Source organism: Geomonas diazotrophica (genome assembly GCF_018919385.1).
Lineage (GTDB): Bacteria > Desulfobacterota > Desulfuromonadia > Geobacterales > Geobacteraceae > Geomonas > Geomonas diazotrophica.
Genome location: NZ_JAHLMF010000001.1, coordinates 256,281 through 268,924 on the forward strand (window position 1 = coordinate 256,281; position 12,644 = coordinate 268,924).

7 protein-coding genes are annotated in these 12,644 nt (G+C 64.7%); 5 read left to right on the plus strand and 2 right to left on the minus strand.

All coding sequences use genetic code 11. The annotated features are described in order from the left end of the window. The first annotated feature begins 235 nt into the window (after window positions 1–235). The 3 genes from KOM00_RS01000 to KOM00_RS01010 all read left to right on the plus strand — a co-directional run bounded on the left by KOM00_RS01000 (window position 236) and on the right by KOM00_RS01010 (window position 2,713). The gene (locus tag KOM00_RS01000; RefSeq protein WP_216496969.1) at window positions 236–733 is read left to right on the plus strand and encodes a chemotaxis protein CheX; all 498 of its coding nucleotides are present in this window, start codon (window positions 236–238) and stop codon (window positions 731–733) included. 130 nt (window positions 734–863) lie between these two features. Beyond that, entirely contained in the window at window positions 864–2,087 is a 1,224-nt protein-coding gene (locus KOM00_RS01005; RefSeq protein WP_216496970.1) for a multiheme c-type cytochrome, read from the plus strand. 206 nt (window positions 2,088–2,293) lie between these two features. Next, on the plus strand, window positions 2,294–2,713 hold the full coding sequence (locus tag KOM00_RS01010) for a hypothetical protein (RefSeq protein ID WP_216496971.1): 420 nt from the start codon (window positions 2,294–2,296) through the stop codon (window positions 2,711–2,713). 100 nt (window positions 2,714–2,813) lie between these two features. On the opposite strand, the gene KOM00_RS01015 is transcribed toward KOM00_RS01010, so the two are convergent. After that, the gene (locus KOM00_RS01015) at window positions 2,814–2,963 is read right to left on the minus strand and encodes a hypothetical protein (RefSeq protein WP_216496972.1); all 150 of its coding nucleotides are present in this window, start codon (window positions 2,961–2,963) and stop codon (window positions 2,814–2,816) included. A gap of 184 nt (window positions 2,964–3,147) precedes the next feature. On the opposite strand from KOM00_RS01015, the gene KOM00_RS01020 reads away from it, so the two are divergent. After that, complete coding sequence (locus tag KOM00_RS01020; protein WP_216496973.1) at window positions 3,148–5,886, plus strand: phosphoenolpyruvate carboxylase; 2,739 nt, start codon at window positions 3,148–3,150, stop codon at window positions 5,884–5,886. 244 nt (window positions 5,887–6,130) lie between these two features. Then, window positions 6,131–8,551 carry a methyl-accepting chemotaxis protein gene (locus tag KOM00_RS01025; protein ID WP_216496974.1) on the plus strand — a complete coding sequence of 807 codons (2,421 nt, stop codon included), beginning with the start codon at window positions 6,131–6,133 and terminating at the stop codon, window positions 8,549–8,551. 134 nt (window positions 8,552–8,685) lie between these two features. On the opposite strand, the gene KOM00_RS01030 is transcribed toward KOM00_RS01025, so the two are convergent. Further along, window positions 8,686–12,618: a multicopper oxidase domain-containing protein gene (locus KOM00_RS01030; RefSeq protein ID WP_216496975.1), complete on the minus strand. Its 3,933-nt coding sequence runs from the start codon at window positions 12,616–12,618 to the stop codon at window positions 8,686–8,688. Between the last annotated feature and the right edge of the window lie 26 nt (window positions 12,619–12,644).

Below are 12,644 nucleotides of genomic sequence, written 5' to 3' on the forward strand. Positions count from 1 at the left end.
GATTGGAATTCGACGCCTGACAGTATAGCGACCCCTCTCGCCGGCACAACGCTTTGTCCCATCGGCACCCACTCTGTCCTTTTTGCGGACACCGGCGCCGCACCTCTTCTTTGCAACTCCTTGAAAATTCGCGATAGAGCATGATGGTACACCCCCTGCTACTCCGCTATGGCAGGCCGGCCGGCTGCACCTTCTGGGGACAGCGGCCCACATCGGAGCTTGAGGAGGAACCAACATGTTCTCGGACAACTTACTGGCAACCATCGGCACCAGCGGACCGGTCCTGGAAAAGACGCTGATCCAGGAGGTGAGAAAGATCTTCTCAACCATGATGGGGATGGACCACCTGCTGCATCTGCCGCTGGCAGTCAACCCGGCATCCAACTTCACGGATTGCATAAGCGCTCTCGTTGGGTTGGCCGGCGAATACAACGGGCTGGTCGGGCTGCACGTGTCGACCCAGTTGGCCCAGCGCCTGGCGGGACAGCTCCTCGACACCGAGGAGCCGAGCGAGGAAGAGGTCGAGGACGCCCTGGGAGAGCTCGCCAACGTCCTGGCCGGCGACTTCAAGCGCCACCTCTCCCCCGAGTCCCTGGCCATCCGGCTCTCCACCCCGTCCATCGTCTCCGGGAAACAATACGCGATTCACGTGTCGAAGAAACCGGAGGTAATGACCCTGCTCTTCGATTCGGAGGACGATTGGTTCATGGTGGCACTGGCCGTGGAGCAGTAGCTTGTCGTCTGGGAGCCCCTGGCCGGAACCCCGGTCGTTTCCGGTTTTTTGATCTAGATCAAGGAATTCCTTCCCGGCATGTGGTTTACATGTGCCCTGCTTTTTTACTTATTAATGGGGAGGAAATTACATGATTCATGGTTTGAGGAAGCTGGGAGGGGCGCTGGCGCTGGTGCTGATGCTGGCCGGGGCCGCCTTCGCAGGGAAGAGCAACTGTATCACCTGTCACGAGAAGGTGACGCCGAACATCGTCAAGGACTTCCTGTCCGGCGAGATGGGCAAAAGCGGCAGCGTCGACTGCTCCAGCTGCCACGGCACCGCCCACCAGAGCGCCAAAGACGTCGCCAAGGTGACCATGCCGACCGAGAAGACCTGCAAGGAGTGCCACACCAAGCAGCACGACCAGTACGCCTCCGGCAAGCACGCCGCCGCCTGGGTGGCGATGGACGCCATGCCGACCAACAAGATCCAGCCCCACGCCTACATCCAGGGGATGAAGGGCTGCGGCGGCTGCCACAAGGTCGGTATCCGCGACGAGAAGTCCCGCGCCGACGGGCAGTACGGCTCCCCCTGCAACTCCTGCCACACCCGCCACAAGTTCAGCAAGGCCGAGGCGAAGAAGCCGGAAGCCTGCCGCACCTGCCACATGGGCTTCGATCACCCGCAGTGGGAGATGTGGTCCAACTCCAAGCACGGCTCCATCTACCAGATGGAAGGTGACACCGGCCGCGCACCCACCTGCCAGACCTGCCACATGAGCGACGGCGACCACAACGTGATGACCTCCTGGGGCTTCCTGGCGCTGCGCCTCCCCGAAGAGGACGCCGAGTGGATGGGATACCGCGTCACCATACTGAAAGGTCTCGGGGTACTCGACCCGGCAGGAAAGCCGACCGGCCGCCTGGAACTGGTCAAGGCGGGCAAGGTGGCGCGCCTCAGCAAGGAAGAGTGGCAGGCGTCCCGCGACAAGATGATCGGGATCTGCAGCAAGTGCCACAGCGCGACCTACGCGAAGACCCAGCTCGGCAACGCCGACCAGATGATCAAAGAGGCGGACAAGCTGATGGCCGAGGCGATCACCATCGTGGCCGACCTGTACGAGAAGGGGATCATCAAGCCGCAGAAAGGGCAGCCGGCGTATCCGGACCTGCTCACCTTCTACGACACCAGGACCCCGATCGAGCAGACCCTGTACGTGATGTTCCTGGAGCACCGCATGCGTGCCTTCCAGGGGGCGTTCCACATGAACCCCGACTACGTCACCTGGTACGGCCTGGCCGAACTGCAGAAGGACCTGGTGGATATCAAGGCGGACGCCGCCGCGATGATCCGCGAGTCCGGCCACAAGAAGTAGCACCACGACAGACGGCAAAGCTGTCACTGCAGCGGGGCGTCCCGGACGCCCCGCTGTTTTTGCGCCCGGCGCGCCAGTCGCGTCGCCGCCGAGTTGACGCAACAACCGGTCGGCAATTTCGAAACCAGCAACGGAAAAAGTCACATTGCATGGGTGGATAACGGCGCTACACTCACTAGGTTTCCATCAAATTGCGGAGGTGACTTATGGTGAAGAAGCTCATGCTGGCAATGGCGATCCTTTCCCTCATCTGCGCCTGTGCGGTACCACGCGCAAAGCTCGACTCCAACCCCGCTTACAGTTCCCATCACTTCAGCAATCACGAACTCGACATCTCCTGGAAAGCGGAAAACACCGACAAGGGGATGCGCATCGACGGTACCCTCAAGAACGTGCGACCGGATCTCCCCTACACCTCTTTGCAGTTGACCGCCAAGCTGCTCGATGACAGCGGCAAGGAACTCGGCAAGGGAACCAAGAACTTCGAGGGTCGCTTCACGGGGAGTGAAGCTTTCACCATGGATATCCCCCTCCCCCGGCCGGAAAGCGTGAAGCGGGTGAATTTCTCCTACTCCTACGGAACGACCGAGGATTTCCACCGCGACGATTTCAACAGCGTCCCGTAGCGCTCGACGCCACCCTCCCCAAAACGAAGGCCCTTGGCACAGCCAAGGGCCTTTTTCCCGCACCCATACCCGCAGACCCGCATCGCCTCAAGCTGCCCCTCTACCGGGGTTTGTCTCGTCTCCAGCCGCGCCACTCGCCGCGGCGCAGTGCCTTGAAGGAACCTATCAGCACTTCGGCGGGAATCACCAGGAGCCAAATGGTCAGGACGACCGCTATGATGATCAGGAGCACAAGCAGTATCGTTTTCATTATAAGCCGCCTTTGCCTCCCTTAATAAGACCTTACCACAAGGCTCTTCACATGAACAAGCTGCCCTCCCCGCCCCCCGCATTCACAGGGCGGGATTCTACGGTATCATTCATCTCTGGTTCTCCGCCCGATACCAGCCGTGCTGCGCGCCCCTTCGCAAGGGGCGCGTCAAGGAGGGGCCGTTATGTCTGAAACCGGCGCAGCCATACCGGAAAGACTGCAGGATGACCTGGACTACCTGATGGAGTGCCTGGCCGAGATGTTCAACGGGCTGGGCGAGTCGCAGCTCGCGGCCTGCCTGCCGAAGACCGGCTCGGTTGCTCCTTCCGAGGACTGCAAGTTCGTCAGGGCCTGGTCCATAGCGTTTCAGCTGCTCAGCATGGCGGAGGAGAACTTCGCGGTGCAGACACGGCGGACGGTGGAGGCCGGCCAGGGTCTGGTGGCCGAACCGGGCCTTTGGGGACGGGTGCTGGAAAAGCTCAACCGCAGCGGGGTGCCGCAGGAACAGGTTGCGTACCTTTTGGGACAGATCAGGGTGGAGCCGGTACTGACCGCCCACCCCACCGAGGCCAAGCGGGCCTCGGTACTGAGACACCTGCGCGAACTCTACCTCTTGCTGGTCAAGCGGGAGAACACGGTCTGGACCCCCCTGGAGCGGGACGAGATCCGCAAAGAGATCGTGGCCATGCTGGAGCGGCTCTGGCATACCGGCGAGATCCACCTGGAAAAGCCGAAGGTCTTGAACGAACTGGCGACCATCATCTACCACCTGCGCGAGATCTTTCCCCAGGCGATCTCGATCCTGGACAAGAGGATCTGCCGCGCCTGGCGCGAGACGGGGCTGACCAGGCCCCTCTCTCCGCTCACCGACCGCCTCCCCCGAGTCTCCTTCAGCACCTGGGTGGGGGGGGACCGGGACGGGCACCCCCTGGTGACCGCCGAGGTCACCGCCGCCACCCTGAGGGAACTGAGGCTGAACGCGTTACTGCTGATCCACGGGCAGCTCACCACCCTCGGGAGCAGGCTCAGCATCTCCCGGCTGCTGCTTCCCCCTCCCCCCGAGCTCTCCGGGCGCCTGGAGATGCTTGCCGCGACGACCGGGGCACTGGGCGTCGAGGCGCTCAAGCGCAACCCGGAGGAGCCCTGGCGCCAGCTGGTGAACCTTATGAAGGCCAGGCTCCCGGTCGACGTCACCGGGAAAGAGGAGACCCTTTGCGGCGACTCCGGCGCCCGCTACTGCCGCTCCGGCGAACTCGAGGAGGACCTGCGCCTGCTCAGGGACACCCTGGTGGCGACGGGGGCCACCCGGCTCGCCCTTGCCGACGTGGTGCCGGTGCTGCGCAGCGTGGAGGTGTTCGGCTTCCACCTGGCCTCGCTGGACATCAGGCAGAACAGCGCCTTCCACGACAAGGCGGTGGAACAGCTCATGGCTGCGGCCGGGATGACTGAACGAGGCTTTTCGCAGTGGCAGGAGCCGGAGCGTCTCGCCTTTCTGGACCGGGAGCTCGCCTCGCCCCGTCCCTTCCTCCTCCCGGACGCAAGCCCCGGCAATGAAGCAGAGAGCGTGATCAGCTGCTATCGCGTGCTGGCGGCCCAGATCCGAAACTACGGCTCCGAGTCGCTGGGGGCCCTCATCGTCAGCATGACCCGCTCCCTCACCGACCTCCTGGTGGTCTACCTCCTGGCGCGCGAGGCGGGCCTCGCGGTGCGCACGGGACAGGGACTGGCCTGCCTCCTCCCCGTGGTCCCCCTCTTCGAGACCATCAACGACCTCGCCGGCAGCGCCGTCATCCTGGAACAGTTTCTGGAGCATCCCATGACCCGCCGCACCCTGGCCCTTCTCTGCGGCGGGGAGCCGGTGCAGCAGGTCATGGTCGGGTACAGCGACAGCAACAAGGATGGCGGGATCATGGCGAGCCTGTGGGGGCTGTACCGCGCCCAGGAGGCCATGCTGGCAGCGGGGCGGCGCCAGGGGGTGCGGCTGCGCTTCTTCCACGGCAGGGGGGGCACCATCAGCCGCGGGGCCGGCCCCACGAGCCGCTTCCTGCGCGGGCTGCCGGAGGGGTCGGCCGCGGGGGACCTGCGCCTGACCGAGCAGGGCGAGGTCATCTCCCAGAAGTACTCCAACCCGCTGAACGCCGCCTACCACCTGGAACTTCTGCTGGCCGGAACGGCCGGCGTCAGCATCCCGCGGCGCGGCGCCCCCGGACCGGGGCACCCGCTGGAGCCGGTCATGGACCGCCTTGCCGAGCGGAGCCGGTCGGCGTACCGGCAGTTGCTGGAGAGCGACGGGTTCGTCACCTTCTTCCGCCAGGCCACCCCCATCGACGTCATCGAATCGAGCAGCATAGGCTCCCGCCCGGCGCGCCGCACCGCCCAGGCGAGCCTCGCCGACCTCCGGGCCATCCCGTGGGTCTTCAGCTGGAGCCAGGCCCGCTACTTCCTCTCCGGCTGGTACGGCATCGGCTGCGCGCTCGAGGAGCTCATGAACCAGGAGCCGTCCCTGTTCGGCGAGCTGGTCCGCAACTGCCAGAGCTGGACCGTCTTGCACTACATCATCAGCAACGCCGCCACCAGCGTCGCCAGCGCCAATCTCGAGATCATGCGGCGCTACGCCGCACTGGTCCACGACCAGGCGATACGGGAGCAGATCTTTTCCGCCATCGGCGGCGAGTACCAACGCACCGTCAGGATGCTCGAGGAGATCTACGGCGGGTCGCTGGCCGAGCGGCGCGCCGCCGTGCACAGCTCGCTTGCCCGGCGCGAGGACGCCCTCAAGGTGCTGCACGAGCGACAGATCGCCCTGCTGCGCCAATGGCGCCACCTAGGCGCCCACCAGAACAAGGAGATGTCTTCCCAACTGCTGTTCCGGCTCCTGGAGACCGTGAACGCCATCGCCGCCGGACTGGGCACAACCGGCTAGCCCCGCTACCCGCCTCTCCTCCCGGACTTTCCTCATCTCCCCTCTCTCCCGGCTCGATCGAGCCGGGAAGCGGTTTCTCTCACCCTGATGGGATAATGCGAAGGTGCCATCTCCACTTTTCCTCATGAGGTTCGCGACGCTTTCTCCTTTAGAAAAGCGATATTGCGTCGAATAGCCTCACAGGTCGTGCGGGAATCTTGCCGCGCGTCGACCGTTGCATCCCCCGCCGCACAGGAGCCTTACCGTGACCATCAAAGCCAAGCTGATCCTGAATGCCACCATCGTGCTCATCGCCGTGGCTGCCGTTTCCGTCGCCAGTTTCCTCAGCATGAACTCGATCAAGGGCAAACTCTCGTACCTCACCGAGAAAAGCACCCCCTACCAGGTCCGCACCATGGAGTTCCAAAGGGCGTTACAGGGAGCGACTGCCGACCTGGTCAAGGTGGGAGCGGCCCGCAGCCAGGCCGAGTTCGCCGCCGCCAAGGGGGAGGCGCTGAAGTCGCTCGCGGAAGTGTCAGGCACCCAGGCAAAACTCGAGGCGGTTTCCGGCGAGAAACTGGAGGCGTCCGCGGAATTCAACAGCATCGCCGAAGAGCTCTTCGCCACCATGACCGCCCGGCTCGCCTCGGAGCAGGAATCCGCCCGGGCACACGCCATGATCGTGGAGAAAAGCCGGGAGGCGAGTGCCCGGCTCCAGGACCTGGAGGGGAAAGTCAGGAGCCTGCAGCAGTCAAGCTCATCGGCCTACGCCAAAGCCAACGACGAGGCGGACAAGACCTCCAAGAACATCGCCAGCATAGAGACGCTCAAGGTCTCCCTGAAGGAGCTTCGCTACCTCCTCTACGACATGCAGCGGGCGCCCGAGAAAAAGCAGATCCAGAACCAGTACCTGGCCACCCAGAAGAAAATCCAGCAAAACGGCAACATCCGCAACAACAGGAAGATCGGCGGCCAGTTCGCCCTCTTCAGCTCCAAGACCGAACAGTTCATGAAGATCATGGCGGAGGGTGACCCGCGCCGGACCGAGGCGCAGCTCAAAGAGGCGCTGGACGCGCTCTCCGAGGTGGAGGACGAGATCGAGGATGAGGTCGACAAGTCCCAGTTGCAGGTCGGCAGGATCTCCGGAAAGCTTCCCGGCTACCTCTCCCGCGCCAACGCGGCGGTAAACGTCCTGTCCGGCAACACCGAGCTCGTTTCCCTGGGCAAGTCGCTCGAGGGGCTTTCGGGCCGACTGTTCTTCGCCAACACGCAGAAGGAACTCGATGCCGTCGCGGCGGAGTTCAACCAGCAGTACGCCCGGCTTGCCACGGTGGAGAAATCGGTCGCCTCCCTGCTGCAGACCGCCGGGGCGGAGCGCGAGATGCGCATCCTGAACGGCGTCTCCGCCTCCCTGGCAGGCGTGCGGGAGACCGTATTCGCCTCCGACGGCATCGTCGCCAAACTGCGCCAGAAGATGCAGCTCCAGGAAAAAGCGGAGCAAGGGGGGGCCAGGCTGCGCGACGTGGTTGCCAGGCAGGCGGAACAGGGGAAAAAGACCGTATCAGCGGCGCAGGAGGGACAGGAGCAGGCCATCGGCACGGTGAACCGCACCATCCGCTTCAGCATGACGCTGATCCTGGTGATAGCCGTCACCACCGCCCTGATCGGGAACCTGGTCGGCATGTGGATCTTCCGCAGCATCTCGCGTCCGATTGCACAACTGGTCGCGACGGCCGAGCAGGCCGCCGAGGGGAACCTTGCCGTAACCCTCTCGGCGACCGGCAGCGACGAGGTGGGCCGGGTGCAGGGGGCCATGGCGCGCATGCTCTCGAGCCTCAGGGAGGTGATGGTAAGGATCGGGGCGGCAACAAGCACGCTCGCCGCCAGTTCCGATCAGATGGCCGCTACGGCGGAGATCCTCGAGCAGGGCGCGACCCGCCAGGAGCACCGGGTCCACGATTCCGCCACGGCCATGGCGCAGATGAACGCCACCACCGCGAACATGGCCCAGAGCACCGCGCAGACTGCCGGCGCCGCCGACACCATGAAGGAGATCGCCCGGGAGGGAAAGCGCGCCATGCAGCTCACCGCGCAAGAGTTGCAGCGCTTCGCGCATACCTTCTCCGAGACAGCCGGCATGGTGGAGCAGCTAAGCGGCCAGTCCGCCCAGATCAGCGAGATCGGGATACTCATCAGGGACATCGCCGACCAGACCAACCTGCTCGCGCTGAATGCCGCCATCGAGGCCGCCCGTGCCGGCGAGCAGGGGAGAGGGTTTGCAGTGGTGGCCGACAGCGTGAGGGAACTGGCAGAGCGCACCGCCGTCGCCACCGCCGATATCAACCAGACGGTGCGGGTGATGCAGGAAAGCGTGAACCGCTCAGTTGCCAAGATGGGTGAGGAACGGGCCGCGGTCGGCGCCATCCTGGGCAGCGTCCAGGAGACGGAGCAGGCCATAGACCGTATCGCGAGCTACGTAGACCAGGTAAACGAGATGGTGCGGCGCATCGCGGTCGCAACCGAGGAACAGTCGGCAACGAGCAGCGAGGTCGCCGGCAACGTGGACGAGATCGCCGGGCTCACCCGCGAACTGCGGACGGCCTGCAGCGGCATCCGGGAATCGTCCGACGGGCTTTCGAGCCTGGCCGGCGATCTGAAGGGGATGGTGGGGTGGTTCAGGGTCTGACCCTACCCCTCCGTGAGCGGACACAGCGAAGGCCCCCTTGCTCTTGCCAGGGGGCCTTTTGCATTGCTGCTGGTCGGGAAAAAAATCCCCGGGGAGGAGGACCAGCACCTCCTCCCCAGGCAGGACGGCTGATGCTACGGGTTGGTGGTGATGGGGAACGTCGTAGCGTTCACCCATCCGGAGGAAACGATGGTGCCGTTGTTGGACCTGATCCGGTACCAGTACTTGGTGTTGCGGGAAAGCCCGGTCTGGGTCAGGGTGGTCACCCCGGCATTGACGGTGACGCTGTTCAGGTTCTTGGTGAAGGCCGAATCGGTGGCTCTCTGGATGGTGAAGCCGGTTTCGTTGCTGGAGAGATCCTGCCAATTAAGGACCACGCTCCTGCTGTTGCCGTTGTTCGCGCCGTTGGCAGCGGTGAAGTTCCCCGGGGCGGCCGGCTGTGCCGGGAGCAGGATGGTCGGGGAAACCGCGTAACCGGAGAGCCCGGCCACGTTCACCGCGGCGACGCGGTAGACGTAGGTGGTGTCGGCTGCCGAGAGGGTCAGGTTATCGGTGTAGCTCACGTTGCCGGTGTTGCTGCGGGCCGGAAGTTTCGCGATCTGCACGAAGGCACCGCCGTTCACCGAGCGCTCGAGTACGAAGCCGGTCTCGGTGGTCGCGTTGTCGGTGAAGGTGATGGTCACCTTCGGACCGGCAACCAGGGCCGCGGTCATGTTGGTCGGGTCAACCGGTGCGCTACCGGTGAAGAGTGGCGCGGAGGCCGACTGCACGGTCAGGCTCGGCATCTGCCCGCCGTAGCCGACGGTGTTCAGCGCCAGCACCTGGTACTCGGTCACCACGCTCGGGTTGTAGATGGCCGGGTCCTGCAGCGTCTTCACGCCGGTGGTGTTGGCCTGGTCCAGCGGGGAGGCGATGCTGCCCACGGTGGTCCAGGTGGTGCCGTTGGTGGTTTTCCTCACCACGTACGAGGTCTCGCTGATCGAGTTGTCGTTCCAGGCCAGGGTGAGCCGTGCCTTGTTACCGGAGCCGGCGGTGGTGAAGGCGAGGCCGTCAGCCTGTTTCGGCGGCAGGGCCAGGGAGACCGGACGCATCATGTCCATCTCCTCGTGGCTCAGGATGTGGCAATGCCATACGTATTCCCAACCGAAGTTGACCAGCTGGTTGACGATCGGGTCGGTCGGGTTGCCGGAGACGTCGGTGGGCTCGAACATCGCGGTGGAGCCGGCCGGCATCATCGGGTTGAGCATCCTGATGCTGTTCGGAATTTCGAACGGCAGGGTCGGGACGATCGGCCTCAGGGCGACTATGGTGTCCTCGAGTGGGCTGATGCGCACGGTGTCTTTCCAGCCGAGCTCGTTGGCATCCGGCGGGATGATGATGTTGTCCCAGGTCACCCGGTTGAGCACCTGCACGTCGTAGAGGTGGAAGTGGATCGGGTGGGTGTCCACGCCGTTATGGGTGATCTTCCAGATCTGGGTGCCGTCCTGGGTGGAGATCGGGGTGATGTTCAGGTCCCCCTTGGGCAGGTTGGTGCCGTCGATCAGCTCGGTTGCCGGGTTGACGTACGGGTAGAGAACTACATTCTGTGCGCCCGGGGCGGCCGGAACCGCCTCGACGCCGATGTTTGCGGTCATCCTGCCGAACTCGTCGAAGGAAACTGCATTCATCTCGTCATGCAGGGCTTTCGGCGCCAGCGGGATCTGGAACTTCGTGGTCGGCGCGAGCAGCGTGTTGAAGCCGAACAGGTCACCCCCCTGGTCAGAGATGCGGGCGAAGCCGTCGCAAGACTGGTTGGTGCTCCCCGGGGCGTTGCACCAGCTGGCCGCCGGGAACTTGGTGCCGTAGGCCGAGTTGTAGGCGGCCTGGCCGACGATGATCGGGTGCTGACCGGATTCGAAGACGCCGGAGCCGTCGGCCTGGTGCGCGAACGCTGCCTGCAGCGAGGCGAGGTCGAAGGACGCCGGGGTAACGGTCGGGTCCGGGAGCGGGTTGACCCTGATCTGCATCACGGTCCTGGTGTTGGGGCCGTAGCCCGGGATTACGCCGGGGGCGCCGACCGGGGAGAGGTCGGGAGCGCCGGTGTAGTAGTCGTAGCTCGCCACGCGGGCCGGGTAGGCGGCCGGGGCGTCGTTGTACAGGATCAGCGTCTGGCCGGCGTACTTGGAGAAGTCGACGATCACGTCGGCCCTCTCTGCCGGTGCCAGTGCCAGGGAGTGCTGGTCCACGTTGCCCACGTCGAAGCGGGTCGGGTCGGTGATCCAGGTGATGGGCTGCGGCGGGATCACGGCCGGTGCCGGGAGGAAACCGCCTTCGCTGCCGATCTGGATCCAGTCCGGCCCTTTCGGGGAGAGGGTGGTGTCCGGAGTCGGGAACACGTTCGGGTCGAGTTGTGCCGCTGCCAGCTCGGCTGCCTTGAAGGCCACCTCGGTGCCGCCGATCGGGTTGCCGTCCGCGTTGGGAGCGGTGCTGGCGGTGGCGGCGTCGGCGACGTACATGTGCAGGTTGAAGAAGCGGTCGTTGGCGGCGTTCAGGATGCGCAGGCGGTACGCCTTGGGATCGACCGTGGTGTACGGATAGACGGTGCCGTTGACCACCGGGGTGTCGTTGAACTGCTCCATGCCCACCGAGATGTTCGGGGTGCCCGGGATCATTTCAGGCTCGCAGAACGGGTCGGTCTGGTACTGCCAGGTGGCCGGGTCGTCCAGGTTGCAGGCAACCGGCAGCGGCGTGGTGAAGGCGGTCGCCGGGTCCATGTTGTAGCGCGGGTTCTTGATCGGCGGGTACATCGGTTTTGCCGGGGGCCAGAACCAGGGGCCGTACATCCAGCGGCCGAAGGCGCTCATGCCGCTCGGGTCGCTCGGGTTTTGCGCGGGCATGTAGACGTGGTGGTACCAGAGGTTGCCGAAGCCGCCCCAGCGGTCGGCGTCCCAGGTCGGGTCCTGGTCGTAGAGCTGGCCGGTGCGGGCGACCTTGTCGCCCTGCGGCACGAAGGTGCGGTCCTGGACGATGAGCGGGATGGTGCTGTCCGGGCCGGGGATGAGCCCCTTGCTGATCAGCGCCTGCTCGGTCTGGTCCTCGATCAGGTAACCGGCAGCCTCGCCAGCATACACGTTCAGGCGGGTGATGCCCCAGGCGTGGTCGTGGTAGAACATGAGACGCGCGCTCTGCTGGTTCGTGTAGAAGAAGGTGATGGCGCCGGGGCCCGGATCGGGCATGTCGGGAACGTTCTTCACGCTCACGCCGGCAGGCCAGGGGGTCATCTCGTCTTTCGGGGTGGTCCACTGGTGCGGCGTACCGTCGCTGATCCAGGGGGTCACGCCGCCGTGGAGGTGCAGGGTGGCCCTGTTGTCCTTGAAGCACATGTCGGATTTGGGGTTGGCGGTGCACATCGGGTTGCGCACGTCGTCGGTTACCGTGCCGGCGTCCATCGGGGTCACCATGGACATCGGTCCCATGCCCGAGCCCATCATGGTGGAGTCGACGGGGAGGAACATGTCGCCACCCGCGCCGTTGGGGAGCAGGTTGCGGAACAGGATCCTGACCGGACGATCCTTCTGGGCCACGATGACGGGTCCGAGGTAGTTGGGGGGAGTCACGCCGGTGTAGCCGGCGATCGATACCGTGCTGCCATCAACCATCGCGTTGGTGAGGGGAATTTGCTTGCCGGGGACCACGGTGGTGGAAAGCTGCACGTAGCCGCGCAGCAGGGTCGGCGGCAGGTCGGAGTGCATCTTCTGGCGGTACTGCACCAGGCCGATCTCATAGTAGTCCGAGCCGGGATAGGTGGTGGTGTCGGCAACCGCCACCGGGAGATACTGGCCCAGGTCGTTGGAGTTGCTCTCGCCCAGACCGGGCAGACGGTTTACGAATTTTTTGATGCCGCCGGAGGCCGCACCGGTAACCGGGTCGACCGTCGGCAGCGGGCTCAGCGCCCAGTTGGGAGCCGGTCCGAAATAATGGGGTACTTTCGTTTCATCGATCGCCTGTGCCGGCGGGGGAGCGAGTCCCCAAAGCGTGATCACCAGCGTCGCCAGGCACGCCACCAATGTTGTTCTCAGCCTGTCCATAACTTCCTCCTTTTTACATATCAAGG